Annotated in this window: 34 protein-coding genes, 4 tRNA genes and 5 pseudogenes; 14 read left to right on the top strand and 29 right to left on the bottom strand. The window is 41.5% G+C overall.

Annotation, left to right across the window (positions count from 1 at the left end; translation table 11 throughout):
• Positions 1 to 426 precede the first annotated feature (426 nt).
• Positions 427 to 624 (top strand): annotated as a pseudogene (locus tag K6984_RS04150) (IS6 family transposase); the annotation flags it as partial.
• 117 nt (positions 625 to 741) lie between these two features.
• Here the strand turns inward: K6984_RS04150 and K6984_RS04145 are convergent.
• The 5 genes and pseudogenes from K6984_RS04145 to K6984_RS04125 all read right to left on the bottom strand — a co-directional run bounded on the left by K6984_RS04145 (position 742) and on the right by K6984_RS04125 (position 4,500).
• Positions 742 to 1,566: a hypothetical protein gene (locus K6984_RS04145; protein ID WP_221894342.1), complete on the bottom strand. Its 825-nt coding sequence runs from the start codon at positions 1,564 to 1,566 to the stop codon at positions 742 to 744.
• A gap of 62 nt (positions 1,567 to 1,628) precedes the next feature.
• The gene (locus K6984_RS04140; RefSeq protein ID WP_221894341.1) at positions 1,629 to 2,315 is read right to left on the bottom strand and encodes a hypothetical protein; all 687 of its coding nucleotides are present in this window, start codon (positions 2,313 to 2,315) and stop codon (positions 1,629 to 1,631) included.
• Positions 2,316 to 2,459: 144 nt separating this feature from the next.
• Positions 2,460 to 2,528 (bottom strand): annotated as a pseudogene (locus K6984_RS04135) (hypothetical protein); the annotation flags it as partial.
• 419 nt (positions 2,529 to 2,947) lie between these two features.
• The gene (locus K6984_RS04130) at positions 2,948 to 3,343 is read right to left on the bottom strand and encodes a hypothetical protein (protein WP_221894340.1); all 396 of its coding nucleotides are present in this window, start codon (positions 3,341 to 3,343) and stop codon (positions 2,948 to 2,950) included.
• Positions 3,344 to 3,939: 596 nt separating this feature from the next.
• Positions 3,940 to 4,500 carry a transposase gene (locus K6984_RS04125; RefSeq protein ID WP_338024442.1) on the bottom strand — a complete coding sequence of 187 codons (561 nt, stop codon included), beginning with the start codon at positions 4,498 to 4,500 and terminating at the stop codon, positions 3,940 to 3,942.
• Between the two features lie 137 nt (positions 4,501 to 4,637).
• Here K6984_RS04125 and K6984_RS04120 point away from each other — a divergent pair, with 137 nt between their 5' ends.
• The 6 genes from K6984_RS04120 to K6984_RS32520 all read left to right on the top strand — a co-directional run bounded on the left by K6984_RS04120 (position 4,638) and on the right by K6984_RS32520 (position 6,133).
• Positions 4,638 to 4,850: a hypothetical protein gene (locus tag K6984_RS04120; protein ID WP_221894258.1), complete on the top strand. Its 213-nt coding sequence runs from the start codon at positions 4,638 to 4,640 to the stop codon at positions 4,848 to 4,850.
• 213 nt (positions 4,851 to 5,063) lie between these two features.
• Positions 5,064 to 5,192 carry a hypothetical protein gene (locus K6984_RS32535; protein WP_263458600.1) on the top strand — a complete coding sequence of 43 codons (129 nt, stop codon included), beginning with the start codon at positions 5,064 to 5,066 and terminating at the stop codon, positions 5,190 to 5,192.
• Positions 5,193 to 5,219: 27 nt separating this feature from the next.
• Positions 5,220 to 5,744: a hypothetical protein gene (locus K6984_RS04115; protein ID WP_221894338.1), complete on the top strand. Its 525-nt coding sequence runs from the start codon at positions 5,220 to 5,222 to the stop codon at positions 5,742 to 5,744.
• On the top strand, positions 5,693 to 5,821 hold the full coding sequence (locus tag K6984_RS32530) for a hypothetical protein (protein ID WP_263458596.1): 129 nt from the start codon (positions 5,693 to 5,695) through the stop codon (positions 5,819 to 5,821). The genes K6984_RS04115 and K6984_RS32530 overlap by 52 nt, the downstream gene beginning before the upstream one ends.
• A gap of 27 nt (positions 5,822 to 5,848) precedes the next feature.
• Positions 5,849 to 5,974, top strand: coding sequence for a hypothetical protein (locus K6984_RS32525; protein WP_263458605.1), 126 nt, complete (start codon positions 5,849 to 5,851; stop codon positions 5,972 to 5,974).
• 30 nt (positions 5,975 to 6,004) lie between these two features.
• Positions 6,005 to 6,133: a hypothetical protein gene (locus K6984_RS32520; RefSeq protein WP_263458596.1), complete on the top strand. Its 129-nt coding sequence runs from the start codon at positions 6,005 to 6,007 to the stop codon at positions 6,131 to 6,133.
• 429 nt (positions 6,134 to 6,562) lie between these two features.
• Here K6984_RS32520 and K6984_RS04110 read toward each other — a convergent pair whose 3' ends face one another.
• From K6984_RS04110 to K6984_RS04080, 7 genes and pseudogenes are all read right to left on the bottom strand, one after another.
• Positions 6,563 to 6,958 (bottom strand): hypothetical protein, encoded by a 396-nt coding sequence (locus tag K6984_RS04110; RefSeq protein ID WP_221894337.1) that lies wholly within the window; start codon positions 6,956 to 6,958, stop codon positions 6,563 to 6,565.
• Between the two features lie 407 nt (positions 6,959 to 7,365).
• Complete coding sequence (locus K6984_RS04105; RefSeq protein WP_221894336.1) at positions 7,366 to 8,232, bottom strand: DUF1566 domain-containing protein; 867 nt, start codon at positions 8,230 to 8,232, stop codon at positions 7,366 to 7,368.
• A gap of 507 nt (positions 8,233 to 8,739) precedes the next feature.
• Positions 8,740 to 8,829, bottom strand: a tRNA-Ser gene (locus K6984_RS04100).
• Between the two features lie 140 nt (positions 8,830 to 8,969).
• On the bottom strand, positions 8,970 to 9,269 hold the full coding sequence (locus tag K6984_RS04095) for a SemiSWEET transporter (RefSeq protein ID WP_221894335.1): 300 nt from the start codon (positions 9,267 to 9,269) through the stop codon (positions 8,970 to 8,972).
• A gap of 44 nt (positions 9,270 to 9,313) precedes the next feature.
• A pseudogene (locus tag K6984_RS04090) lies at positions 9,314 to 9,829 on the bottom strand (transposase); the annotation flags it as partial.
• Between the two features lie 432 nt (positions 9,830 to 10,261).
• On the bottom strand, positions 10,262 to 10,429 hold the full coding sequence (locus K6984_RS04085; protein WP_221894334.1) for a hypothetical protein: 168 nt from the start codon (positions 10,427 to 10,429) through the stop codon (positions 10,262 to 10,264).
• A 21-nt stretch (positions 10,430 to 10,450) separates the two neighbouring features.
• The gene (locus tag K6984_RS04080) at positions 10,451 to 10,618 is read right to left on the bottom strand and encodes a hypothetical protein (protein ID WP_221894333.1); all 168 of its coding nucleotides are present in this window, start codon (positions 10,616 to 10,618) and stop codon (positions 10,451 to 10,453) included.
• Between the two features lie 130 nt (positions 10,619 to 10,748).
• Between K6984_RS04080 and K6984_RS32515 the strand changes: the two genes are divergently transcribed.
• Positions 10,749 to 10,877: a hypothetical protein gene (locus K6984_RS32515; RefSeq protein WP_263458596.1), complete on the top strand. Its 129-nt coding sequence runs from the start codon at positions 10,749 to 10,751 to the stop codon at positions 10,875 to 10,877.
• Between the two features lie 27 nt (positions 10,878 to 10,904).
• A complete protein-coding gene (locus K6984_RS32510; RefSeq protein ID WP_263458649.1) occupies positions 10,905 to 11,033 on the top strand; it encodes a hypothetical protein in 129 nt (42 codons plus the stop codon).
• Here K6984_RS32510 and K6984_RS04075 read toward each other — a convergent pair.
• The 7 genes and pseudogenes from K6984_RS04075 to K6984_RS04045 form a co-directional block, all read right to left on the bottom strand.
• Entirely contained in the window at positions 11,021 to 11,236 is a 216-nt protein-coding gene (locus tag K6984_RS04075; protein ID WP_221894332.1) for a hypothetical protein, read from the bottom strand. The two genes, K6984_RS32510 and K6984_RS04075, sit on opposite strands and share 13 nt — an antisense overlap.
• Entirely contained in the window at positions 11,197 to 11,925 is a 729-nt protein-coding gene (locus K6984_RS04070) for a transposase (RefSeq protein WP_221894331.1), read from the bottom strand. Before K6984_RS04070 ends, K6984_RS04075 begins: the two co-directional genes overlap by 40 nt.
• A 384-nt stretch (positions 11,926 to 12,309) precedes the next feature.
• A complete protein-coding gene (locus tag K6984_RS04065) occupies positions 12,310 to 12,561 on the bottom strand; it encodes a hypothetical protein (protein WP_221894330.1) in 252 nt (83 codons plus the stop codon).
• 12 nt (positions 12,562 to 12,573) lie between these two features.
• A pseudogene (hemN, locus tag K6984_RS04060) lies at positions 12,574 to 13,789 on the bottom strand (oxygen-independent coproporphyrinogen III oxidase); the annotation flags it as partial.
• Between the two features lie 393 nt (positions 13,790 to 14,182).
• The gene (locus tag K6984_RS04055; protein ID WP_221894329.1) at positions 14,183 to 15,421 is read right to left on the bottom strand and encodes an IS630 family transposase; all 1,239 of its coding nucleotides are present in this window, start codon (positions 15,419 to 15,421) and stop codon (positions 14,183 to 14,185) included.
• 250 nt (positions 15,422 to 15,671) lie between these two features.
• Positions 15,672 to 17,258 (bottom strand): peptide chain release factor 3, encoded by a 1,587-nt coding sequence (locus K6984_RS04050; RefSeq protein WP_221894328.1) that lies wholly within the window; start codon positions 17,256 to 17,258, stop codon positions 15,672 to 15,674.
• A 1,017-nt stretch (positions 17,259 to 18,275) separates the two neighbouring features.
• Positions 18,276 to 18,434 carry a hypothetical protein gene (locus tag K6984_RS04045; RefSeq protein ID WP_221894327.1) on the bottom strand — a complete coding sequence of 53 codons (159 nt, stop codon included), beginning with the start codon at positions 18,432 to 18,434 and terminating at the stop codon, positions 18,276 to 18,278.
• 12 nt (positions 18,435 to 18,446) lie between these two features.
• Between K6984_RS04045 and K6984_RS04040 the strand changes: the two genes are divergently transcribed.
• Positions 18,447 to 18,629, top strand: a complete 183-nt coding sequence (locus tag K6984_RS04040; protein ID WP_221894326.1) for a hypothetical protein — start codon at positions 18,447 to 18,449, stop codon at positions 18,627 to 18,629.
• A pseudogene (locus tag K6984_RS04035) lies at positions 18,629 to 19,905 on the top strand (type II toxin-antitoxin system HipA family toxin). The gene K6984_RS04040 and the pseudogene K6984_RS04035 overlap by 1 nt, the downstream one beginning before the upstream one ends.
• 47 nt (positions 19,906 to 19,952) lie before the next feature.
• Here K6984_RS04035 and K6984_RS35970 read toward each other — a convergent pair.
• The 5 genes from K6984_RS35970 to K6984_RS04015 all read right to left on the bottom strand — a co-directional run bounded on the left by K6984_RS35970 (position 19,953) and on the right by K6984_RS04015 (position 22,028).
• Positions 19,953 to 20,120 carry a zincin-like metallopeptidase domain-containing protein gene (locus K6984_RS35970; protein WP_221894325.1) on the bottom strand — a complete coding sequence of 56 codons (168 nt, stop codon included), beginning with the start codon at positions 20,118 to 20,120 and terminating at the stop codon, positions 19,953 to 19,955.
• 248 nt (positions 20,121 to 20,368) lie between these two features.
• Complete coding sequence (locus K6984_RS04025; RefSeq protein WP_221894324.1) at positions 20,369 to 20,596, bottom strand: hypothetical protein; 228 nt, start codon at positions 20,594 to 20,596, stop codon at positions 20,369 to 20,371.
• 10 nt (positions 20,597 to 20,606) lie between these two features.
• On the bottom strand, positions 20,607 to 21,455 hold the full coding sequence (locus K6984_RS04020; RefSeq protein WP_230987887.1) for a transposase: 849 nt from the start codon (positions 21,453 to 21,455) through the stop codon (positions 20,607 to 20,609).
• Positions 21,431 to 21,643 (bottom strand): hypothetical protein, encoded by a 213-nt coding sequence (locus tag K6984_RS30550; protein ID WP_230987886.1) that lies wholly within the window; start codon positions 21,641 to 21,643, stop codon positions 21,431 to 21,433. Before K6984_RS30550 ends, K6984_RS04020 begins: the two co-directional genes overlap by 25 nt.
• 166 nt (positions 21,644 to 21,809) lie before the next feature.
• A complete protein-coding gene (locus K6984_RS04015; RefSeq protein ID WP_221894323.1) occupies positions 21,810 to 22,028 on the bottom strand; it encodes a hypothetical protein in 219 nt (72 codons plus the stop codon).
• A gap of 12 nt (positions 22,029 to 22,040) precedes the next feature.
• On the opposite strand from K6984_RS04015, the gene K6984_RS04010 reads away from it, so the two are divergent.
• Positions 22,041 to 22,223 (top strand): hypothetical protein, encoded by a 183-nt coding sequence (locus tag K6984_RS04010; protein WP_221894322.1) that lies wholly within the window; start codon positions 22,041 to 22,043, stop codon positions 22,221 to 22,223.
• Positions 22,187 to 22,309 carry a hypothetical protein gene (locus K6984_RS32505; protein ID WP_263458648.1) on the top strand — a complete coding sequence of 41 codons (123 nt, stop codon included), beginning with the start codon at positions 22,187 to 22,189 and terminating at the stop codon, positions 22,307 to 22,309. Before K6984_RS04010 ends, K6984_RS32505 begins: the two co-directional genes overlap by 37 nt.
• 586 nt (positions 22,310 to 22,895) lie before the next feature.
• Here K6984_RS32505 and K6984_RS04005 read toward each other — a convergent pair.
• Entirely contained in the window at positions 22,896 to 23,093 is a 198-nt protein-coding gene (locus K6984_RS04005; RefSeq protein ID WP_221894321.1) for a hypothetical protein, read from the bottom strand.
• On the opposite strand from K6984_RS04005, the gene K6984_RS04000 reads away from it, so the two are divergent.
• Positions 23,029 to 23,331, top strand: coding sequence for a transposase (locus tag K6984_RS04000; protein ID WP_221894474.1), 303 nt, complete (start codon positions 23,029 to 23,031; stop codon positions 23,329 to 23,331). The two genes, K6984_RS04005 and K6984_RS04000, sit on opposite strands and share 65 nt — an antisense overlap.
• A gap of 402 nt (positions 23,332 to 23,733) precedes the next feature.
• Here the strand turns inward: K6984_RS04000 and K6984_RS03995 are convergent.
• The 4 genes from K6984_RS03995 to csrA form a co-directional block, all read right to left on the bottom strand.
• Positions 23,734 to 23,809 (bottom strand) — tRNA-Asn (locus K6984_RS03995).
• 18 nt (positions 23,810 to 23,827) lie between these two features.
• Positions 23,828 to 23,904: transfer RNA gene (locus K6984_RS03990), tRNA-Arg, on the bottom strand.
• Between the two features lie 81 nt (positions 23,905 to 23,985).
• Positions 23,986 to 24,077: transfer RNA gene (locus K6984_RS03985), tRNA-Ser, on the bottom strand.
• A gap of 108 nt (positions 24,078 to 24,185) precedes the next feature.
• Positions 24,186 to 24,434 (bottom strand): carbon storage regulator CsrA, encoded by a 249-nt coding sequence (csrA, locus tag K6984_RS03980; protein ID WP_230987885.1) that lies wholly within the window; start codon positions 24,432 to 24,434, stop codon positions 24,186 to 24,188.
• Positions 24,435 to 24,460 lie beyond the last annotated feature (26 nt).

Raw genomic sequence — 24,460 nt, 5'->3', positions numbered from 1 at the left:
AATTTTTAGAAAAATTTTTTCGGCAATTGCAAGCTTTATTTGAAATTATTTGTTGTTTTTTTACGGTGCCTACAGAGTGTTTATTTGCTGTTATAAGTGATTAAAATCAAAAAGATGGGAATATTCGAGTGGTGCTACCTTCAGGTAGTTCATAGGCTGCTTTGTTTAGGTACTTCTTCTTTCAATGGGAACACTGATGATAGCGATAGAAGCAATAAAGCGTGGATTAATCGACTGTTGGGCAGTTTACTAAAAATCACAAAAACCAGGCTAAAACCCTGTCAAGAACTTTTTTAATTATTTACGCTGAGTAGTTACCATTAGGGTAGGTAAAATAGGGGGATAACTTTTGGTTCTGTCGCATAAATCCCCCTTCCCGACGTTATCTGCTATCATAATTATCAATTCCAATAAAAGGTAGATCATATGCTCAGCTTCAAAGGCACTCACTTTCCAAAAGATGTCATTCTTTATGCTGTTTTCTTTTATGTCAGGTATGGCGTTTCGTATCGCGACCTTGAAGAAATTATGGAAGAAAGAGGTGTTGAAGTGGATCGTGCTACGCTCAATCGTTGGGTTATCCGTTATTCTCCTGCCATTGCTGTAAAAGCTAAATCTCAGAAATGATTAAAACTCTCGTTATAACCAAAGCTATCTGAACCCGTGTTATAAGGCGGGTCGATATAAATCAACTTCACCTTTAGTACTTGAGGTTTATGAAAAATTTAAAATCAGACACCATTAAAAGGATCTTACAGGGCGAACATTAGATTCCGAATTTCTACCAAGTCCAAAATTTTGACCAGTTGAAAAAGATTTTTCTCGCGAGAAAATTCTTGACCCCCCATCCGTGGATGATCGGTAAGAGCCATAAGTGACAAAGTTACCCAGCCCATTTACTTCCAAATTGGTGTACATCAAGCCAATTTCGTCCTCAGATGGTAAATACCAATCATTAAAACCCTTTAGTTCATAAGAATCCGCTAACCGTGCTGCAATTTCTGTACTATAAGTATATTCACCCACACACCCCGCCTCTAATATAGCCGTAGTGTTTTTCTGGCCATCTCCAACCGCAGAACTACCTGCGCCTGTAATATTAACGTCGTAACATCCCCATTCAGCTTGTGGAAGATCAACTGGAGCCGCTTCCAAGCCATGTAGGCCACCTTCAGAAACACTGAATACCCATCCCCCTGCTGGACCAACCTCGCCAACCTTATAGGTTAGACAATCACCCCACTGAAGTCCACCAGGATTAGGACAAAGGGTTAAGACCAGAGGCTCGGTTCTATTCTGAGGTATAGGGGGTAAGAATTCACCCAATCCCACCATAGCTACTCTATTGGCTTTCAATCCTATAGAGTTCATTAAAACACCCTCTGAATTGACCTTTATAGTAGCAAGTCTCTTTTCCTCTTCAATGTCAATAACCACACCCCCTCCAGGAACACCTGGAGGTACAGGGAGGTCAGGATTACCGGGGGTATTGCCGTAAGCCATCACGGACTCCGATAAAACCATACACATAACGCAAACTACTTTTCTCAATCTTAATTTTTTCATAATTTAAACTTTTTTAAAAATATCCAACAAACATCCGACGTGATGTCCTATCCGGCAAGTCGTCAAATGCCCAGATTAATCCTAACAAAGGAGGTGGAGTTAAAGCTAAGACCTTCAACATTTATGGACAATTTATCCCCTACAAATCTAACATCTGAATCTTCTAGCCCAAGTGTCGTGACGGATCTATCAATTGTGGCGCTTGTGATCTTGCCGGACTCTATGACATCCTTTAACTCAAGAAGATAGGTATTTTCAATCCCAGACGTAAACTGCCCTGCGGAAACATTACTAAAATCAATTTCTATAAGATCAACACCAACATTTATCGCCACATTAGCCAAGGAGAGCCCATTACCTTCTATACATAAATCAGCAATGCTTGGAAAGTCAATCCCTGGTTCAACGACGTTAGCAGTAGTGTAGTACGTCAATATTCTGGGGTTGATGGACTGCGAAGGCTGGAAGATAACTTTTAAATCAATTTCCGTACCAATTAGGTTTAAAGGGCATGTCCCCCAATGAATGACATCGCTCCCCTTGCAAATTTTAGGAGTCATGGATTTAGTTATTTTCGAAGGTGTATCCAAAAGTACATCTTGTAAGTAATCTATGGACTCTGAGTTAGATTTTATAACATTCGAATTTCTAGTAATAGCCTCCTTGTTCATCTCAACTTGATCCGAGAATACAGGGACAGCCGTGAATGCAGCTAATGTAGCTGCTAGAATTTTAATTGGTTTTTTCATTTCATATGGTTAAAGAAAGGAAGAGTTTTAATTTTCAAACTCTTCTTAAAAAGGTTAGAAGGTCTAGTTCGGTACTACTAAAACCTGAAAGAGTGGAGCCTTAATTCAAGGAGTCTGTCAAGATGTTCTTTGATCTTACGGACTGTAGTTATCTGACAAATACCGTAAAAACAAAAACGACAACATATAATCCCTAAAGTCATCTGTATTCATTGCGCCGCGTAATTAAAATTGGTGAGTTATGATTGAATCTGGTGTTTGGAAAAAGAAAGATTGACGTATTCTGTTGCAAATTATCCTGCAAGATAAATTTACAACAAAGGAGCACGTCATTAATAATGATAATATCATTCTCCTAAAACAACCAGAAGAAAATAGCATTGATGTACTAACTGAGCTTTTACGAAATGGAGCTAGAGAACTCATCAGCAAAGCCATCCTCACTGACTTGACGGCTTATCGGGATGAAACTTTAGCTTCTCTTGCGTGCTGCCGCACACGTCGAATCTGAAAATTTACCTGTCGCCTACTGCGGACTAAAAATCATCACTTCGCTTAGGCTCCGTTTCCCTGATTTTCAGCGATCGATTGAGCTTTAGCGAAGGATAAGGGCTATGGGTAATCGGGTAAATTTAAGTATTCGTGTCAGAAGGTTCTTTTAGTGGTGGTAGGATTCTGATCGTCCCAAAATAATTTAAGGACTTTTTTATCAACCATAGAATTCTAGGACTCTTATAATCCCAAAAATATTTATCTTCAGCTTTATCGTAGTAAGTATCCCAGTAATACACTTTTATTAACAGTGAACATTCCTCTAGCGCTTCTTTTATACCTTTACTAGTTATGCTCCAAGGAAACTCAGCATGCACCACAGTTACTGATTTGATGTTACTAAAATCACATGAGGATTTATATGAGTACCATTTATCCCCTGGGGGGTCAATCCAACCAGTATAGAACTCATCTGTATTACTTGCATTGGCATGGATTGATAGTATCATTGTTGCAACTAAAATTAAAAATTTCATTTTATTTTCCTTTAAATTTCATTCAAATATAGTACCTTATTTGGCAACCAACTTAAGCTGAGACAGCTTATAAAGCTGAATAACTAAAATAATTCTTGAGATGCCTGAATTCTCTTCTGTCGCCATAATTAATTCGCCTACGCTGCGGGAATGGGAGACACCCTAGCTCAACACTGCACTCTGGTTTCAACTCCGCAAAAAAACTGTTCTGTAAAGACTAGATCAATGGCTAGGCGGCTTCGGAATGTAATTCTTCTCTTTCCTAGCTCACTACAGGTCAGAGAATGTCCTTATCGCCTAACCAAGGACTAAAAATCATCACTTTGCTTAGGTTCCGTTTTCCTAATTTTTAGCGGTTAATTTTACAGGTGTCTCATCTTAAACTGAAGTTTCCCAATAATCATTTATGGTAAAATTGAAACTATGCTACAACTATATGAAAAAAATAGTCTTTTCATTCGTTTCAAATGCTATTGCCTAAGGGGAATTAAGTAGGGGTTTGCTATAAACATGGCAAAACCACCTAAAATAAACCTCGATACACCAGCATTGTGTATTTCAGCTACTCAATAATTGGGAAACTTCAGCAATTATCATCAGTGTTCCCCTATCAATTGAGGCCGTGAAACTAACCTCGCCACAAGAGAGCTCATAAAGCACTGTAAAGACATTCCTGTTATTATTGCGTTTTGAACTGCTCGAATGGTATACGAGCTGATACGAGATATTCTTGCCTGGAAAAATAATGGATTCACAAAACGATCTCGTTTTTGGGCCTGTTGCTGCCTAATCTCCAGAGCCTCGCTATATTTTTTATCCGATGGATGAATCAATTCTGGCTGTTGTGTTTTTGAAATATCTTCAAACACGCGCATTAAATTATAGCTCATTGCAGTCAGGCGCATTTGATTTTCAAGTGAGCGGGTATTGGAAGACCAAGCTTTAGTTTCCTTGAAATTACTTTTAGTGTTATTGAATGTCTTTTCAATCGTCCGTCGCTTGAAATACAGCATGGCAATGGTTCCAGGGTTAATAGTCATTGGCAAGGTTGTCACAAACCGGTGAAGTTTTCCGGTTTCTGGATCACGGTAATCCACCACGTTAAATTTGATGCCCTTGTTTTCGTACACACTGTATGCTTCAACCCCTGTATTGATCTCATGGCGGGAGTCAAAAGGGATAGACTCAACCAGAGTCGCAATTGAATTTTCTTTTACTCGATGTTCAAGTTTTTGATATTGAGAAGGTAAAATCAGGTATTCTGAGGTTGTTGTAATTTTATCGGTGTAAGCCCATGTTAATGAATGCCCCAGCCACCTTTATCCAAAGCTATATTGACGATTTAAATGATGCGCTCAATCAGCTAAAACCCGGAGCCGCTTTGACACGGATTCAAGCCGCTTGGTTGGGCACTTGTTTAACGTGCATACTGCTAATGAACTCTGTTTGCTGGGCTAAGTTTGAGCGAGCAAGCCTTGGAGATTGCAAAGTAGCCGCATTATCCTAGCAAGTATACCCTGGGACTGGTTGCTACGGGTGAGTGTGGTCTTAATTTTAAAACGTTATGGCATTACTGAAGGTGTGTTGGCCTTTGATGAATCAGACCGAGCACGATCTAAGTCTACAAAACGTATTTATAAGGTTTACAAGCAGAAACACAAAGGCTCCGGCGGGTATGTTAATGGACAAACGATAGTATTATTGCGGGGAGTCGCTATTTTTGCGAAAGCTTGTTTTGGGCATCCCAGCCCAAGCAAGCGGCAAAAACTTAACGCGACCACTTATGCCTCCGGCGGCCCCGATTCGTCCTCGTCACCTCGTCCCGACCCAACAAGGGGTCGGAACATAGGCTCCAAATGACTTGACGCCGTGTCGGATGGCCTTTTATTTTGTCTCCACCTTCGCTAACGCTCAGACTCCGACAAAACAACGGCCCTACGGCTATCGCGGACTAAAAATCATCACTTCGCTTAGGCTCCGTTTCCCTGATTTTCAGCGGCTGCTAGTTACCTCATCCATTACAGTGCCTGTCGGTTTTTTCTTTTATATGCCGGATCCAGCCTTAAAGCAGTGGGATAAAGAAGATAAACGGTTGAAAAAGAGCGGTATAGCAAAAAAAGATCGGCCTATTAAGCCTGAACGTGACAGTGCCTACCCAACCAAAACAGAGATTGCATTAGGCTTATTAAAAGAGTTTAAAGTTGCGCATAGCCTGATTAAAATTAAAGGCGTACTGGCTGATGCGCTGTATGGTGAAAAAGCCTTTATGGACGAAGCCGCTAAAGAATCTGGAGGCTCGCAGGTGATTAGCCAATTACGTAAAAACCAAAATTCGGGGAGTCGCTATTTTTGCGAAAGCTTGTTTTGGGCATCCCAGCCCAAGCAAGCAGCAAAAACTTAACGCGACCACTTATGCCTCCGGCGGCCCCGATTCGTCCTCGTCACCTCGTCCCGACCCAACAAGGGGTCGGAACATAGGCTCCAAATGACTTGACGCCGTGTCGGATGGCCTTTTATTTTGTCTCCACCTTCGCTAACGCTCAGACTCCGACAAAACAACGGCCCTACGGCTATCGCGGACTAAAAATCATCACTTCGCTTAGGCTCCGTTTCCCTGATTTTCAGCGATGAATATAGAGTAGAATCGGGGAGTCGCTATTTTTGCGAAAGCTTGTTTTGGGCATCCCAGCCCAAGCAAGCAGCAAAAACTTAACGCGACCACTTATGCCTCCGGCGGCCCCGATTCGTCCTCGTCACCTCGTCCCGACCCAACAAGGGGTCGGAACATAGGCTCCAAATGACTTGACGCCGTGTCGGATGGCCTTTTATTTTGTCTCCACCTTCGCTAACGCTCAGACTCCGACAAAATAACGGCCCTACGGCTATCGAGGACTAAAAATCATCACTTCGCTTAGGCTCCGTTTCCCTGATTTTCAGCGAATGTGAGTAATAACCCTAAAAGTCAACGTCATTAAATTGCCGTTAACATAATCGAGGGTTCTGTCTGAAGACCAAGTTTTCTGCGTTTTCAATAACCTATGCGACAGAACCAATAGCCGAAACAAATCTTAAATTCAAAACAAAAGCTCAACAGAACCTAGGCTCTCTGCGTTTTCAATATCTTTTGCGACAGAGCCATTTATTTCCTCCATCCTTCGCTAAAAATCAGCTAAAACTGAGCTTTAGCGAAGGATAAGGGCTATGGGTAATCGGGTAAAGTTAAGTATTCGTGTCAGAAGGTTCTTTTAGTGGTGGTAGGATTTTGATCGTCCCAAAATAATTTAAGGACTTTTTTATCAACCATAGAATTCTAGGACTCTTATAATCCCAAAAATATTTATCTTCAGTTTCATCGTAGTAAGTATCCCAGTAATACACTTTTATTAACAGTGAACATTCCTCTAGCGCTTCTTCTATACCTTTACTAGTTATGCTCGAAGGAAAATCAGCATGCATCACAGTTACTGATTTTATGTTACTAAAATCACATGAGGATTTATATGAGTACCATTTATCCCCTGGGGGGTCAATCCAACCAGTATAGAACTCATCTGTATTACTTGCATTGGCATGGATTGATAGCATCATTGTTGCAACTAAAATTAAAAATTTCATTTTATTTTCCTTTAAATTTCATTCAAATATAGTACCTTATTTGGCAACCAACTTAAGCTGAGACAGCTTATAAAGCTGAATAACTAAAATAAATTCTTGAGATGCCTGGATTCTCTTCTGTCGCCATAATTAATTCGCCTACACAGCGGGAATGGGAGACACCCTAGCTCACACCCCTGCACTCTGGTTTCAACTCCGCAAAAAAACTGTTCTGTAAAGACTACATCAATGGCTAGGCGGCTTCGGAATGTAATTCTTCTCTTTCCTAGCTCACTACAGGTCAGCGAATGTCCTTATCGCCTAACCAAGGACTAAAAATCATCACTTTGCTTAGGTTCCGTTTTCCTGATTTTTAGCGGTTAATTTTACAGGTGTCTCATCTTAAAGTAAGCACTCAAAAAATAGTGCTAGAAATCTCGAATAGCACGGACGTTAAGCTTACGGGACTTACCGTACCCGTGCTGGTCTCCATAGTTGAAGTTCTGAGACCAAGCTAAAGCAAGGTTACCATGGCTATACTCAGACGAGCTCCAATAATTCCCATTAGAAAACCCCCCTAAACCTACGGTTTTTAGATTCACAAACATTAAATTTAATGCATCCTGTGATGGCAAATACCAATCGTCGAATCCTCCGTGTGCATAATCAGATGCCGCTTTAGCGGCAATATCTCCACCATCTCCGCTTTTGCATTGATTACTTATAATGGTTTCTGTGTTTTCTTCTCCTGTACCTATAGCTAGGCCGTCAGCTCCATTACCTCCGCTAACATTAATACGATAACACCCCCATTCTGAGCTTACTTGATCCTTCGGAGCTGCTTCTATCCCATGTAAACCCGCATCGGTAACATAAAACACAAAACCTCCTGCCGGCCCAATATCTCCTATTTTGTAAGTGATAATATCACTACTCTTAGGGTCTATAGGTTTTAACTTTTGAGTCAGTGGTATAAATGTTACAGAGCCATAACTCTGAAGAAGGGATATTGTCATTTCTGAGATAACGTCATTATCCTGATCCCAACCAAAAACAAATTCAGAAAACGTACGCTTATCTACTCTTATCACAACCGAACATTCATCTAGTGCTGTTTTCTCAGCTTCACTCCCTATCCACCAAGTAGAGTATTCACTTACCACAGTTGCTGATACGCTGTCCGTCAAACCACACTTAGTTTGATAGCTACCCCAAGGGGTTTGGCCTTCATTAGAATAGTCTGCGCTAGCCTGTATTGATACCATCATCATCACCGCTAAAATTAATTTTTTCATTTTATTTTATTTTCCTCTATCTAAATTTCGTGGATTCAACTTTGACCTAAAGCTTCTTGATTTTGTTCGGTTCTGTCGCATAGGTTATTGAAACGCAGAAAACCTGGTCTTCAAGCATAACTATCCTGCTAAAGCCATAAACTGCTTATAAGCTGGAATATTTTCCTCAGAGAACTACGCCTTTCCAATCATATGCGCTGTTTCAATTCCATCAACTGTTGCTTGAGCGGAGTGAAGCGCTTTAAAGGGTTCTGTCGCAAAAACTAACGCTGTCAGCCCCGGACGGGCTGACAGCGAATGTAAGTAATAACCCTAAAAGTCAACGTCATTAAATTGCCGTTAACATAATCGAGTCACTGGCAAAAAGCGCCTTTGAGACGCTAGGCTATTTCGGGTATATCATCAGCGATAAGTGCGCGTCTCTAAATAAGACAATGCAACCAAAGTCCGCACGGCGTGGGCTTTGTGAATCTTTTCGCAAGTCACTGGGCATTGAGAATAAAACAATGGCGGAGAGGCAGGGATTCGAACCCTGGGAGGGGATAAACCCTCAACGGTTTTCAAGACCGCCGCTTTCGGCCGCTCAGCCACCTCTCCGTAAAAGCTGGTATAATACGCAATTTTCAGCTAAATGAAAAGCGTTTTATCAAGAAAAATTTGCTGCAAATTGTTTTAATTAATAATTCAAGGATTTAACAGCTATACACAATCCTGTGGCTAGTCATTAAGGCCCGTATTTAAGGCTCCTTACTTCTAGCATGCCCTGTCTTGTGTATCAAAGTATTGTAGACTTTCATACATAAAATTAGCGATGCAAGAAACAATGTAATTGCATTCGCATAAATAATAGCGACATCGTCAAGGTATATTCCATAAATAAGCCACAGCAACACTCCGGTTGTGAAGGTACTGTACATGCCTAATGAGAGCGATTCCGTGTCTCTGGTTCTAAGTGTCATTATGGCTTGTGGTAGAAAGGATATGGTTGTCAGCGTTCCTGCCACATAGCCTATTATTTCCGGGCTGATCGTCGTCATTTTTTTGCTTGATTAATATTATTCTGAAGTTTCTTAGAAATTCATCAAGCAACCATTCGCAATAAAACGGCTACCACCGAATTTACAGGGGAGCTACTGTATTTGGGGCAAACCCTTTCAAAATCCGGCTCCAAAGCCGCTTCTGCAATGATGCGGCGGATATCTGAAAAGGCGAAACTGGCTCGCACCTTCACTTTGTGCCGCCGTTCCGGATCGGTTTTTAAACGATCCGCGTAAATCCACGTCAGCGTTGTTGCCATCATACAGAAGTCCAAATGGTTGGTCACTGCCTGCGCATTTCGACACTGACTTTTCTGACTCCCTATGTCTTGCTTGAGCTCTTTGAACCCGGATTCTATTTTCCATCGCGCACCATAATACTCAATAATCTGTGTGAGGGATAAACTTAGATCGGTCGCAAACAAAGCAATCCACTGTGTGCGACGAAACACCCAGACAACCTGAACGGGTCGTTTCAATGTTTTCAGCATGACAACGCGACTATAAGCCCTGACTTCACGCTGTTTTCCATAGAGATTCACGGTATACGATCGGGCCTTTTCAGGCGCGCCATGCTACCTCACAACATTCTGGGACTCCTGTCACTCGATGTTCAAGTTTTTCTATCCCATTGCCATCAAACTCTTACCTTCACCCAGTAGAACAATACTTTAATGATGCTGTTGGCCCTAACCCATCTTCGTCACTTTCATCTTTCTAAGCCATTGATTCATCGGTTTAAGCGATTTTTTGTCGAAAAATTCTCTTTAAAATCAATGGTGTTTTTTTTGAAAGTTTTGTAGTGCCATTTATATTATTTTTGTCGATAAATTCATTGACTTTTGTCAAAAAAATCATCATTATTTGAGTGTAATTTACATGCGACAAAAATACTCTAAAAAATCCAACGTTTTATACAAAAACACAAAATCTGTAGTGCCAACTGGCTACTTTTTAAAATTTCAACCAATTGATTTATAACAACTACATCATCAATAGTGACGAAGATGGGCTAAGCGCCCTAAATCTCTGCCAATCATATGTTTTCCTGATGGCATCAGTTGAAACACATCCTTTATTAATTCACCTAACTCTTTCAGCTTATCACCAGGATCTGGAAACTCTAGCAATGACGTGATGAACTCAAGCAGTACATCCATTTGAGACTTGCGCTGTAAGCTTCATATGGTATACGCAGGTAGTTTGCTTTCAATGCGGGCTATTTGCTCTGGGTGAAGGAGAAGACAATGGTCAAACAAAAGACTCAGAATCAGGCCACGGTTTGATCCCTCTTCATCTAATTGTTTGGCCTCACGCCCCCATCCTTCATTAAAGCTTCCAGTCCTCAAAGAAAACCTCAATCAGCCATCTCAACGTATAGGCTTGAATAATATCTTGTGTGCGCCAAGTCAGGTCTGTCGCCACTAAATAGCGATAGTCGTTTTCACCGTCATATTTTAAGGCGGGGAGTCGCTATTTTTGCGAAAGCTTGTTTTGGGCATCCCAGCCCAAGCAAGCAGCAAAAACTTAACGCGACCACTTATGCCTCCGGCGGCCCCGATTCGTCCTCGTCACCTCGTCCCGACCCAACAAGGGGTCGGAACATAGGCTCCAAATGACTTGACGCCGTGTCGGATGGCCTTTTATTTTGTCTCCACCTTCGCTAACGCTCAGACTCCGACAAAACAACGGCCCTACGGCTATCGCGGACTAAAAATCATCACTTCGCTTAGGCTCCGTTTCCCTGATTTTCAGCGACTGTGAGAACTCACCTTCAATCGTGCACTGCTGACAGTCACTTTAATCTCTTTGCCGCCACGTACACGTATTATCTGATCAATGCCTTTGTTAATCGAATTAAAGTAGCTCTCGACTGACCTTATTCTACCTCTATATTCAATATTTTGGTTTTTACGTAATTGGCTAATCACCTGCGAGCCTCCAGATTCTTTAGCGGCTTCGTCCATAAAGGCTTTTCACCATACAGCGCATCAGCCAGTACGCCTTTAATTTTAATCAGGCTATGCGCAACTTTAAACTCTTTTAATAAGCCTAATGCAATCTCTGTTTTGGTCGGGTAGGCACTGTCACGTTCAGGCTTAATAGGCAGATCTTTTTTTGCTATACCGCTCTTTTTCAACCGTTTATCTTCTTTATCCCACTGCTTTAAGGCTGGATCCGGCATATAAAAGAAAAAACCGACAGGCACTGTAATGGATGAGGTAACTAGCAGCAATAATACTATCGTTTGTCCATTAACATACCCGCCGGAGCCTTTGTGTTTCTGCTTGTAAACTTTATAAATACGTTTTGTAGACTTAGATCGTGCTCGGTCTGATTCATCAAAGGCCAACACACCTTCAGTAATGCCATAACGTTTTAAAATTAAGACCACACTCACCCGTAGCAACCAGTCCCAGGGTATACTTGCTTTACGAAACACCCAGGATAATGCGGCTACTTTGCAGTCTCCAAGGCTTGCTCGCTCAAACTTAGCCCAGCAAACAGAGTTCATTAGCAGTATGCACGTTAAACAAGCGCCCAACCAAGCGGCTTGAATCCGTGTCAAAGCCGCTCCGGGTTTTAGCTGATTGAGCGCATCATTTAAATCGTCAATATAGCTTTGGATAAAGGTGGCTGGGGCATTCATTAACATGGGCTTACACCGATAAAATTACAACAACCTCAGAATACCTGATTTTACCTTCTCAATATCAAAAACTTGAACATCGAGTATCAGGGACTAAAAATCACCACTTCGCTAAGCTCCGTTTCCATGATTTTCAGCGTAGGATCGCAAAAAAAGCACTGCCCCAAAATAATGTCTGAAATTTGATTATCTGAAGTTTCCCAATAATTATTTATGGTAAAATTGAAACTATGCTACAACTATATGAAAAAAATAGTCTTTTCATTCGTTTCAAATGCTATTGCCTAAGGGGAATTAAGTAGGGGCTTGCTATAAACATGGCAAAACCACCTAAAATAAACCTCGATACACCAGCATTGTGTATTTCAGCTACTCAATAATTGGGAAACTTCAGTTGATTAAGTGCTCTGTTTTATGGTCTGTTGCCATAGCTTTAGTCTTTTCACTTAATAGAGTGGCAAAAAAGAATACCGGCGACATCAATAACCAATAAAAAACGCCCGCCCTATCTGAAACCTCCATAAGAACTTCACCAAAAAAGCATAATAATACTAACCCAGCAAACATGATTTCATTAAAATAAATATGCTGTAAGGCTGCATGCATATTCCACTTCGCTTTGTTAGTACCCTGCTCACTCATAGAAACACCCTATTAAATTACTTTAGAAAATTGTTGCGTTTTCGCATTAAGGTAACGATCAAAGGCCATACAAATATTACGAATCAATAAGCGTCCTGCTGTTAATACCTGAATGCCCTTTGGATCTATAGTTAGTAGACCATCATTTTGCATCGTTTGTAAAATATTTAATTCAGCGGAAAAATAATCTCTAAATTGAATGCATATTGCTGCTCTATTTGCCTAAACGACAAGGAAAAATGACATATTAACTGCGTAATAACTGCACGACGCAAGCGATCGTCCTCATTTAATACTAACCCGCTGAAAACAGGAAGCGCTCCTTGCTGAATCGCTGTATCATAAGCCTCTAGGTCTTTTACATTCTGCACATAGCAATCTGCAACACGACCTATAGATGTTATCCACAGGCCAACAAGATCACAATCTGAATGCGTTGAGTAACCCTGAAAATTTCGGTAGAGCTTATTTTCACTTTGCGCAATCGCCAGCTCATCATCCGACCTAGCGAAATGATCCATGCCTATATAAATATACCCTGCTTCCTGCAAGCGCTGCATAATCATTTGCAAAATATCCAGCTTAACTTCTGCACTAGGCATGTCTGCAGCATTCATCTGTCGTTGTGTCTTAAACCGTGCTGGCAAATGCGCATAGTTAAAGATTGAAAATCGATCCGGCGCTACACTGAGAATTTTATCCAGTGTTACCCAAATGATGCCACCGTTTGCAATGATAAGCCATAAATTAAATCAATGCTGGTTGAGCGAAAGCCGTGCTTGCGTGCGGCTTCTAATACAGCAAAAGTCTGTGCCTCTGATTGAATCCGGTTAACCGCTTGCTGCACGGCTGGATCAAAATCCTGCACCCCCAAGCTGATACGATTAAACCCCAATTCACGTAGCTGCCTAATCGTCTGATCATCCGTTGCACGGGGGTCAATTTCAATCGAGTACTCGCCACTATCATCGTCTTTTAGATTAAAATGCTGGCGGGTTACAGCCATTGGGCGACTCATCTGCCCGCAGTCTAAAAAGGTCGGCGTTCCTCCACCCCAGTGCAATTGATTGACTATGCGCTTATTGTCAAATAACGCCGCCTGTAGCACTACCTCTTTAAATAAATTTTCCAGATATGGCTCGGCATGCGCCCTGTTCCTGGTAATAATTTTATTACAGGCACAGTAATAGCAAACGGTATCGCAGAAGGGAATATGAAAATACAATGAAGCTGAAGTTTCCCAATTATTGAGTAGCTGAAATACACAATGCTGGTGTATCGAGGTTTATTTTAGGTGGTTTTGCCATGTTTATAGCAAAACCCTACTTAACTCCCCTTAGGCAATAGCATTTGAAACGAATGAAAAGACTATTTTTTTCATATAGTTGTAACATAGTTTCAATTTTACCATAAATAATTATTGGGAAACTTCAGACAATGAAAGTGATCCACCACGCACATTTGATAATGCTATTTGCTGCTTGTAATCTTGCTCGCTAAAGCCGTCATGTAGCTCTAACGCGGTATGATAAGACGTATAGCGTGGCCCGGATTTATCGTAGCGTTTAATTAAACCTATAGTTTCTCAGATAAATAATTTCCAAATTTGGAGCGCTTAAACTTAGGCGGTAACAACGAAATCTTCCCGCAATTTTTGCATAACACAAATCACTTTACTGGCATCATGCATATAAGTGTTAAAAGTTTGCACAACTGAATCATGAAGATCTTCAAAAGTTTTAAAATACTTCATATGAGTCGAATCGCGTTTCGTATTTTTCCATAATTTCTCAATCGGATTAAAATCCGGCGAGAACGCAGGGAGACGTTCTACTGTCAAACGATCTACATTAGCTAACTTAAATTCCTTAATAACACCGCTTCCATGATACGGGGCACCATCTTCAATTAGAATAATCTTGCCTTTATAATAAGCCAGCAATTGTGTTAAAAACTCAACATAGCTTTCACCATTAAAACGCCCAGATGTTTCAGCGTGTTGTAATATCATTGGCTTATAACTCTCGATTAAGACGTTGTCGGCAATAGAATATATCGCTTCCATAAAAAGCTTCTGTGTTGGATATTTCTCATTTTTTAAGCTTTTAAGAATAGCTAAAAATTCTTGAGGCAGCCCAGCTTCTTTTAAAAGTCTAAGTGACTTTGGTTTTATCTCATAAGCCAATGATTCTCGGTATTGAAAACTCCCTCCTTCGAGTTCGATCGTACCAAACATTTTCAACCCTTTTCGAATCCCTGATGTTTTCACTGTGGGTTGCTCTCCTATTGGAGCCCAGGTTCGTGCCAATGAACCCCACATAGCAAATGACACCTCATCACCGAATAAAACGACACTCTTTTCTTCTACCGCCTTTTCCATAATGGCAGGCAATGTTTCTTCCAGCCACGTTCTTCTTTCAAGCTCGTACTTTTCTTCTTCTTGGCGATCAGTCACAAAACGAGCTTTTTGATAACTGAAGCCCAGTTTTTTCATTAGGCTTGATAAATAGTTCAAGTTATAACGAACTTCAAATTTTAACCAAATAAGCTCGGCAATCATCGCAGTATTCCATATTCCACAATGAAATCCATTGTCTTCTGGGCCTTTCTTTATCAACTCAACCAATCTATTTTTCTGGTCTTTAGTTAACTTTGACTTCCGACCACGTCCTTGATAGTGTTGCCCTATTAACCAACCGACACCTTTATGCATGAATGTTTTCAGCCAATTTATAATGGTTTTTTCACAGACTCCCATTAGGCGTGCTATTTCTTTGATTCCCATGCATTCACTGAACCAGAGTAGAGCTTGAGTTAATCGATATAAACAAATATTACTTAGCTTGAGAGCTGTCGCCATATTTTTTTTAGTCGGTCTACAATTGACTTTGAAAAAGTGAGGGATACCATTCCTGACTGTTTCCGTTAGTGTTGGGACGAAAATTATAAGCCAGTTTCCCCTCTGTCGTTTTTGTTTGTTCGGAAATTAATTTTCTGAAAGTCTATAGGTCGAATTTTACGGAATGATTCATGGTATTTTATTGAAACTTATATAAGTTTATTCTTATACTGAGCATAAGGAGTAGAATATAGCCGATACCACAGCTTATTTATAACTCGCGTGTGGCACTAAATGTAATATCCGGCCAGCGCTCTTCAGTCAGTTGTAAATTCACCCGACTACTCGCCAGATAAACTAGGTACCCACCCCCATCTTCAGCTAAATTATCAAAGGTTTTTTTCTTAAACTCTTCAAATTTTGCTGAATTATCCGAACTTACCCAACGCGCGGTATTAATAGCGACATTATCGTAAACACATTCCACATTATATTCTGCTTTTAAGCGAAAGGCCGTCACGTCAAACTGCAGAACCCCGACCGCACCCAATATTAAATCATTATTTTTTAAAGGCTTAAATAATTGCGTTGCACCCTCTTCGGTTAATTGTACTAAACCTTTCTGTAATGCCTTACCACGTAATGGATCTTTCAACACTACACGACGAAATAATTCAGGGGCAAAATAAGGAATACCCGAGTATTTTAAAATTCCACCTTCGGAGAAAGTATCGCCCACCTGAATAGTGCCGTGATTATGTAAACCAATGATATCGCCAGGATAAGCCTCTTCAATATTTTTTCGACTCGCTGCTTTAAAGGTAATTGCATTACCCACCTGAATCTTTTTCCCTATGCGCACATGATTAATTTTCATGCCTTTATCAAACTTGCCCGAACAGACGCGCAAAAATGCAATTCTATCGCGGTGGGATGGATCCATATTCGCCTGTACTTTAAACACAAAGCCAGTAAATTTATCTTCCTGTGCATTCACGAAGCGTTGATCTGCTTCTCGCCCTTTAGGTGCAGGCGCATAATCTGCAAAGGCATCCAGCAATTCCAGAATACCAAAATTATTAATTGCCGAACCAAAGAAAACAGGTGTTTGCTCGCCTGCTAAATAGGCTTGTAAATTAAACTCATGACTGGCGCCTTTAACCAGCTCGATTTCTTCGCGCAATTCATCCGCCTGATCACCCACCAGAGCATCTAACTCAGGATTATCCAGACCCTTGATAGTTTCACCCTGCATAATTTTCCCACCATGCGTGGCGCTAAAAATATGCACTGTATCTTCAAACAAATGATAAACACCCTTAAAGCGTTTACCCATGCCTATCGGCCAGGTTATCGGAGCACACTCAATATTTAAAACCGATTCAACTTCATCCAGTAGCTCAATCGGTTCCTTGCCTTCCCGGTCCAGCTTATTGATAAAGGTTAAAATCGGCGTAGTACGTAAGCGGCAGACTTCCATTAACTTAATGGTGCGATTCTCAACACCTTTTGCCACATCTATCACCATCAATGCGGAGTCAACGGCAGTCAGGGTACGGTAGGTATCTTCGGAGAAATCCTCATGACCTGGTGTATCCAATAAATTCATAATGGAATTTTTATGTTCAAACTGCATAACAGACGTAGTCACAGAAATACCCCGCTGTTTTTCCATTTCCATCCAGTCTGAGGTTGCATGCCGATCAGCTTTACGCCCTTTAACAGAACCCGCCTGCTGTATCGCACCACCGAATAATAATAATTTTTCGGTTAGCGTCGTTTTACCCGCATCGGGGTGAGAGATGATAGCAAACGTGCGCCTACGCTTGATTTCATTGAAAAAATTGCTATCAGCCATACCCTGTAAATCCTAATTTGTACTTAAATTTTTACTTGTTTATTAATTTACCTTTTGAAGCAATTTCAAAAGGTGTGTCATGTTACGTGAAACTTAATTTCTTCCCTGACAGCACTCAGCCATTATTTAAATGGTTATGTCTGTCAGAAGTTTTATTAAGCTGAAGTTTCCCAATAATTATTTATGGTAAAATTGAAACTATGCTACAACTATATGAAAAAAATAGTCTTTTCATTCGTTTCAAATGCTATTGCCTAAGGGGAATTAAGTAGGGGTTTGCTATAAACATGGCAAAACCACCTAAAATAAACCTCGATACACCAGCATTGTGTATTTCAGCTACTCAATAATTGGGAAACTTCAGTTATTAAGTACACTATTATTTCATACCTTAACCAATCCATAAACTGGCGTGTGTGTTTATAATAGCCAACATATAGATAACAAATGTGGCTTTAAGCCAACATTTTTCATATTTTATAATTGACTTCACCCATAAGTCAATGATACGTTGAAAATATAGAACATTTAACCTACTGAAGTTTCCCAATAATTATTTATGGTAAAATTGAAACTATGCTACAACTATATGAAAAATAGTCTTTTCATTCGTTTCAAATGCTATTGCCTAAGGGGAATTAAGTAGGGGTTTGCTATAAACATGGCAAAACCACCTAAAATAAACCTCGACACACCAGCATTGTGTATTTCAGCTACTCAATAATTGGGAAACTTCAGTTAACCTATATAAGTGGATTAAAAGAAACCTGAAAATCATGTCACGCACAAACAAAATAGCGAAAGCCCCTCCCGCTGCCGTAGAACTGGCGCTAATCCAGTTAGGGAAAAATATCCGTACCGCAAGATTGCGCCGCAAGTTGCGATTAGAAGATATGGCAGGGCGCATTGGTGTTTCGCGCTATGTCATGTCAGATATTGAAAAGGGCAAACCCTCCACTGCTATCGCCACCTATATGGGGGCTTTATGGGTTTTGGGGTTATTAGACGATATGAACCTTATCGCCGATCCAGATCATGATGATGAAGGCCAAATATTAGACAGGCGCGCCATGCTACCTCACGAAATTCCGGGACTCCTGTCGCCGTAATTCGTTCACCTACGCAGCGAATAGGAGATGCTCCAGCCGCCCTGCGTCCGCCACAGACTGAGCACAAAGCAGCTCAGTCATGGCTACCACAAATGGCTCTACGGCTATTCGGGATAAAATTTTAGCCTCCCTCGCGCGCTATCGCGCACTTCGGATTGGCAAATTTCCCTGCGCCTTCTGGAGACTATCAGCCCGTCCGGGGCTGACAGCGAAAGTCCCGCGCACCAAAAACCGCAGGGAAACGGAAAAAGGCATTAGATAATGACTTCTGAGCGTGAATGTTTTGTGTATATCGTCTTACCTAATGAAACAGAGTTTGTCACTGCGGCACGTTTTCGCATTTCACGCACCCGTGATGGTGAGCCAGTTGGCGAGCTGGTCTATGGTAAAAGCTACTTAACCAGAGCCAACGCTGTAGAGCTTGATCCAACGGAACTAAAGCTCAGTAGCACTAAATATGAAACCGCTCGCATGAGTGGTTTTTTCGGTGCCATTCGGGATGCTATGCCTACTATTGGGGGCGGCGCGTAATTGAGCGTAATGCTGGGCAAACAGGATTGGAAGAGTTTAATTTTCTCATGCAAGGTGCAGATGACAGAGCAGGTGCGTTAGGCTTTGGGCTAAATGCTGAACCTCCTGCGCCACGCCGCACCTTCAATTGCACCCTTGATCTGGGAAAGCTTCAAGCTACAGCGGAAGCCATTTTAAATAATCAAACAGACGACATTGAAAACCAAGGTGACGCTCAGCAAGTTCAAGAATTGCTGTTGGAAGGAACATCAATGGGTGGTGCTCGCCCAAAAGCTGTTGTGGAGGATGACAACAGCCTTTGGATAGCTAAATTTTCCAGCCCTCAGGATCGTTGGAATCATCCACGTGTTGAACATGCTTTTTTAAAGCTAGCCAAACATTGTGATCTTAATGTTGCAGATAGAAAAATTGTTGATGTTGGCGGCAAAGACGTACTACTTGTACGGCGCTTTGACCGTGACCATACCGATGAAGGTTATCGCCGTCACCGTATGGTGAGTGCGTTAACATTGCTTCGCTCGGAAGAAAGCCCTGCGGCTAAAAACGATTGGTCATATCTGTTACTTGCCGATGAAATTCGCCGCACAAGTAATCACCCAGAACAGGACTTAACAGAGCTTTATGGGCGCATGTGCTTTAACGCACTTGTCTCAAATCTTGATGATCACCCACGCAATCATGCCATTCTTGCTAAAAATACCCATTGGCGTTTAAGTCCAGCCTATGATTTAACACCCACTCCCACTATTGCACTGGAAAATAGGGATTTAGCAATGGCTTGCGGTTTGCATGGCCGTATGGCGAATAAAGAAAATCTTTTGAGCGGTCATGCTCGCTTTCTCCTCAATGAGGAGAAAGCGAATTTTATCATAGACGATATGATAAACATCATAAGGTCTGAGTGGGACTCCTGCTTACATCGAGCAGGAGTCAGCCATCAAGATTGTGAAACCATTCGTAGTAGCTATATTTATGAAGGATTTTTTAATCCAATATCCGAATATTAAAATAGCATAAAGCAGGGTTTAAACCCCTGCTTTATCATTAAGGTAATCTATAGAGCCTTTTGCGCCTGCGCGGATGCCTTGAAGATAAACTTCTTATCATTTTTAAGGGCTTGTAACCATGATTTTATATATCTTGCATGATCGTCTCTTCCTTGCTGTTTGATCTCAAATTGAGCACATAAAAAAGCACTTCCAAGCTCGGTGCATCTCTCCATATCGAGATGCCAATACCGCTTTTGGGGATAAGGCGTGGCGCAGGAGGAGCCGTTAACAATCCAGTGACTCCTTCACATTGACAGCCCTGAACATACATCTTTCGTTTAACACAACGGATATAGCTTTTAACCTTGATTTCAACAATACTTGAATCCTCTGTCTGTGACAGAAGCTTGTAGGGTTTGTACAAACTGAGCACAACGCGTCTTCTGCATCTTCAGCAGCAATATCTTCAATAATCGGCAAATCAGGACGCTGCGTCCATCCATGCGAGGCCGGGGGGGGGCTCTGTATGATAATATTTTCCAGAGCTATCTCTCTTGGTAACGCCCTTTTCAGTTTTTTTGCCAAATAGACGCTGTTTCAAGTCTCGGATGCGTGCATAGGCAGGTTCAAGTTCTCGCTTGAAATCGTCATTTTTCTGTTTGACTTGCTGGTACTCGATGTTCAAGTTTTTCCATCCCATTGCCATCAAACTCTTACCTTCACCCAGCAGAACAATACTTTAATGATGCTGTTGGCCCTAAGCGCCCTAAATCTCTGCCAATCATATGTTTTCCTGATGGCATCAGTTGAAACACATCCTTTATTAATTCACCTAACTCTTTCAGCTTATCACCAGGATCTGGAAACTCTAGCAATGACGTGATGAACTCAAGCAGTACATCCATTTGAGACTTGCGCTGTAAGCTTCCTACGGTATACGCAGTCTGATCAATGCCTTTGTTAATCGAATTAAAGTAGCTCTCGACTGACCTTATTCTACCTCTATATTCAATATTTTGGTTTTTACGTAATTGGCTAATCACCTGCGAGCCTCCAGATTCTTTAGCGGCTTCGTCCATAAAGGCTTTTTCACCATACAGCGCATCAGCCAGTACGCCTTTAATTTTAATCAGGCTATGCGCAACTTTAAACTCTTTTAATAAGCCTAATGCAATCTTTGTTTTGGTTGGGTAGGCACTGTCACGTTCAGGCTTAATAGGCCGATCTTTTTTTGCTATACCGCTCTTTTTCAACCGTTTATCTTCTTTATCCCACTGCTTTAAGGCTGGATCCGGCATATAAAAGAAAAAACCGACAGGCACTGTAATGGATGAGGTAACTAGCAGCAATAATACTATCGTTTGTCCATTAACATACCCGCCGGAGCCTTTGTGTTTCTGCTTGTAAACCTTATAAATACGTTTTGTAGACTTAGATCGTGCTCGGTCTGATTCATCAAAGGCCAACACACCTTCAGTAATGCCATAACGTTTTAAAATTAAGACCACACTCACCCGTAGCAACCAGTCCCAGGGTATACTTGCTAGGATAATGCGGCTACTTTGCAATCTCCAAGGCTTGCTCGCTCAAACTTAGCCCAGCAAACAGAGTTCATTAGCAGTATGCACGTTAAACAAGCGCCCAACCAAGCGGCTTGAATCCGTGTCAAAGCCGCTCCGGGTTTTAGCTGATTGAGCGCATCATTTAAATCGTCAATATAGCTTTGGATAAAGGTGGCTGGGGCATTCATTAACATGGGCTTACACCGATAAAATTACAACAACCTCAGAATACCTGATTTTACCTTCTCAATATCAAAAACTTGAACATCGAGTATAAGGTTTACAAGCAGAAACACAAAGGCTCCGGCGGGTATGTTAATGGACAAACGATAGTATTATTGCTGCTAGTTACCTCATCCATTACAGTGCCTGTCGGTTTTTTCTTTTATATGCCGGATCCAGCCTTAAAGCAGTGGGATAAAGAAGATAAACGGTTGAAAAAGAGCGGTATAGCAAAAAAAGACAGGCGCGCCATGCTACCTCACGAAATTCCGGGACTCCTGTCGCCGTAATTCGTTCACCTACGCAGCGAATAGGAGATGCTCCAGCCGCCCTGCGTCCGCCACAGACTGAGCACAAAGCAGCTCAGTCATGGCTACCTCAAATGGCTCTACGGCTATTCGGGATAAAATTTTAGCCTCCCTCGCGCGCTATCGCGCACTTCGGATTGGCAAATTTCCCTGCGCCTTCTGGAGACTATCAGCCCGTCCGGGGCTGACAGCGAGCGCAAGTCTCAAATGGATGTACTGCTTGAGTTCATCACGTCATTGCTAGAGTTTCCAGATCCTGGTGATAAGCTGAAAGAGTTAGGTGAATTAATAAAGGATGTGTTTCAACTGATGCATCAGGAAAACATATGATTGGCAGAGATTTAGGGCGCTTAGGGCCAACAGCATCATTAAAGTATTGTTCTGCTGGGTGAAGGTAAGAGTTTGATGGCAGTGGGATGGAAAAACTTGAACATCGAGTTTTACAGGTTTATTATCACCCACATATAATCGCTTTAAAGCAATACGCGCAGCGGTTTCTGCCACATTACGTGCTTTTATAATGGTTGTTTCCAGTTGTTTACGGAGTTTTTTATCTAGGGATTGTAGGCTCATATCCTTGCATGCCTCAGTGTTTTATGTTCTCGTTCCCATATTCTGCACCACTGCCATTAAATAAGTAGGATGTGCTGACGATAGGAAGCGCATCCTACATCAACTTGCTTAACTTAATGACAGTGATACTCTGAGTCAGTCACGATACGCAGAGCATTCCCGTATGAATTCCCACGGAGACCGTGGGAGTTAGGAAGGCTTGGTTTTATATTCTTAAAAACCGTATTGCAAGTAATGATGGCATATCACGTCTTCCATGCCCTTTGTTGTTGCGAAAATACGCTGTCAACACTACTTGATTTATGTGTATGCGCTTGTGTTGAGTTAAACAGGGGGACTTTCATTATTTCACCGCCCCATCTTCAATTAGCTTGTCTTCATTTCCTGTTTCTCGCTGTTGTGTATAACTTCGGTTTTTATGCTGGTTTTTTAAATCTAAAATAAGTTTAGGCGTATGGGGTGCCCGTTCAGTATGAATCCGTTGTTCAATAGGGAAAGGCAAAGACCACAAACAATATGAATATGGCAATAAAGTCTCCATAGTCAGCACCGCAAAAACCAATATTATCGTGGGCGCCGTCAGTCACGAGAGTTATATCCATGACAACCATACCTTACCCGAAGTACTGACCCATATTGAGATCAGCCGTGGTACGACCGTCAAACCGGCGGTGTGTGACAGAGGTTATCGTGGCAAGAAAAAATTTGGAGAGATCGAGATCATTCTTCCCGGTACATCCCTCAAACGGGACAATCGCTATCAACGTGATAAAAAGTGAAAGCGTTGCCGAAGACAAGTGGCGATAGAACCTATCATCAGTCACTTAAAAAAAGGTTTCAGGTTAACCCGAAATCTTTCTCAAAGGCACCGTTGGCGACAGTATTAACCTACTGATGGCAGCCTTGTGCCTGGAATATGGCAAAATGGATAAGGGAGGCCATTTTGTTCTTTTTGTGCTTACTTTTTAGTAGGAATAAGGCTTGGTACGAAAATATCAACTATTAAACAACTAATTATGGGGGTTAGTATATTTTCAATCTCAGGCAATCAAAAATAATCAACTTTTCCAGGGCTGACTAAGTATTGTAGTTTATTGGGAGTTGTTATCCTGAAGTGACCCCATGAGTGCCCCACAGGCATAAAAAAATCCCTACATTCGCATGTAAGGCTTTAGTATATATGGCTCCCCCGGACGGGCTCGAACCGCCGACCTAGTGATTAACAGTCACCCGCTCTACCAACTGAGCTACAGGGGATTAAACTTTTTTGATAAATGGCGCGCCCGGAGAGATTCGAACTCCCGACCGCTCGGTTCGTAGCCGAGTACTCTATCCAGCTGAGCTACGGGCGCCTTATTTATCTATTCAATTATCCTTTTAATTTCTTTCCTTGTCAATAAATTTTATCACTCAATTTTATCGACCCCAGTGTATGGCGAAGAGGGAGGGATTCGAACCCTCGATGGGAGATAAAGCCCATACTCCCTTAGCAGGGGAGCGCCTTCGGCCTCTCGGCCACCTCTCCAGTTCTAAACCTTATTTAATACAGAAGATATTTCTCTTTAATAATAGGCGAATGTGTGTTTATATTGTTGACTTAACACTAATATTTCATCCATTAATCTATGCTGTATTAATCGTCTGACCCCATAAGACCCGCAGATCCAGAGCCATCATCAGAGCTAGTATCAGGCACAGAAGTTGGTGCTCCACCTGATTGTTCATTTTTAATTCTTTCGTATATTTCTTCTCTGTGTACCGAAATATCTTTCGGCGCATTAATCCCGATACGAACTTGATTGCCTTTGACTCCAAGGACAGTGACAGTAACATCGTCTCCAATCATTAAAGTCTCTCCTACACGACGCGTTAATATAAGCATCTCTCGTCTCCCTGTTTATAATAAAA

The sequence above is a fragment of the Bathymodiolus japonicus methanotrophic gill symbiont genome (genome assembly GCF_019721995.1).
In the GTDB taxonomy this organism is placed as follows: domain Bacteria; phylum Pseudomonadota; class Gammaproteobacteria; order Methylococcales; family Methylomonadaceae; genus Methyloprofundus.
This window is presented reverse-complemented; position numbering and strand designations above follow the sequence as displayed.

Excerpts from the sequence above, each read along its gene's own strand:
- K6984_RS04145 (WP_221894342.1), bottom strand. The coding sequence starts at position 1,566 with ATGAAAAAATTAAGATTGAGAAAAGTAGTTTGCGTTATGTGTATGGTT.
- K6984_RS04140 (WP_221894341.1), bottom strand. The coding sequence starts at position 2,315 with ATGAAAAAACCAATTAAAATTCTAGCAGCTACATTAGCTGCATTCACG.
- K6984_RS04130 (WP_221894340.1), bottom strand. The coding sequence starts at position 3,343 with ATGAAATTTTTAATTTTAGTTGCAACAATGATACTATCAATCCATGCC.
- K6984_RS04120 (WP_221894258.1), top strand. The coding sequence starts at position 4,638 with ATGTTAATGAATGCCCCAGCCACCTTTATCCAAAGCTATATTGACGAT.
- K6984_RS04115 (WP_221894338.1), top strand. The coding sequence starts at position 5,220 with ATGGCCTTTTATTTTGTCTCCACCTTCGCTAACGCTCAGACTCCGACA.
- K6984_RS32525 (WP_263458605.1), top strand. The coding sequence starts at position 5,849 with ATGGCCTTTTATTTTGTCTCCACCTTCGCTAACGCTCAGACTCCGACA.
- K6984_RS04110 (WP_221894337.1), bottom strand. The coding sequence starts at position 6,958 with ATGAAATTTTTAATTTTAGTTGCAACAATGATGCTATCAATCCATGCC.
- K6984_RS04105 (WP_221894336.1), bottom strand. The coding sequence starts at position 8,232 with ATGAAAAAATTAATTTTAGCGGTGATGATGATGGTATCAATACAGGCT.
- K6984_RS04095 (WP_221894335.1), bottom strand. The coding sequence starts at position 9,269 with ATGACGACGATCAGCCCGGAAATAATAGGCTATGTGGCAGGAACGCTG.
- K6984_RS04085 (WP_221894334.1), bottom strand. The coding sequence starts at position 10,429 with ATGGATGTACTGCTTGAGTTCATCACGTCATTGCTAGAGTTTCCAGAT.
- K6984_RS32510 (WP_263458649.1), top strand. The coding sequence starts at position 10,905 with ATGGCCTTTTATTTTGTCTCCACCTTCGCTAACGCTCAGACTCCGACA.
- K6984_RS04075 (WP_221894332.1), bottom strand. The coding sequence starts at position 11,236 with ATGGACGAAGCCGCTAAAGAATCTGGAGGCTCGCAGGTGATTAGCCAA.
- K6984_RS04070 (WP_221894331.1), bottom strand. The coding sequence starts at position 11,925 with ATGTTAATGAATGCCCCAGCCACCTTTATCCAAAGCTATATTGACGAT.
- K6984_RS04065 (WP_221894330.1), bottom strand. The coding sequence starts at position 12,561 with ATGAGTGAGCAGGGTACTAACAAAGCGAAGTGGAATATGCATGCAGCC.
- K6984_RS04055 (WP_221894329.1), bottom strand. The coding sequence starts at position 15,421 with ATGGCGACAGCTCTCAAGCTAAGTAATATTTGTTTATATCGATTAACT.
- K6984_RS04050 (WP_221894328.1), bottom strand. The coding sequence starts at position 17,258 with ATGGCTGATAGCAATTTTTTCAATGAAATCAAGCGTAGGCGCACGTTT.
- K6984_RS04040 (WP_221894326.1), top strand. The coding sequence starts at position 18,447 with ATGGCTACCACAAATGGCTCTACGGCTATTCGGGATAAAATTTTAGCC.
- K6984_RS35970 (WP_221894325.1), bottom strand. The coding sequence starts at position 20,120 with ATGGAGAGATGCACCGAGCTTGGAAGTGCTTTTTTATGTGCTCAATTT.
- K6984_RS30550 (WP_230987886.1), bottom strand. The coding sequence starts at position 21,643 with ATGTTAATGAATGCCCCAGCCACCTTTATCCAAAGCTATATTGACGAT.
- K6984_RS04010 (WP_221894322.1), top strand. The coding sequence starts at position 22,041 with ATGGCTACCTCAAATGGCTCTACGGCTATTCGGGATAAAATTTTAGCC.
- K6984_RS32505 (WP_263458648.1), top strand. The coding sequence starts at position 22,187 with ATGGATGTACTGCTTGAGTTCATCACGTCATTGCTAGAGTTTCCAGAT.
- K6984_RS04005 (WP_221894321.1), bottom strand. The coding sequence starts at position 23,093 with ATGGAGACTTTATTGCCATATTCATATTGTTTGTGGTCTTTGCCTTTC.
- csrA (WP_230987885.1), bottom strand. The coding sequence starts at position 24,434 with ATGCTTATATTAACGCGTCGTGTAGGAGAGACTTTAATGATTGGAGAC.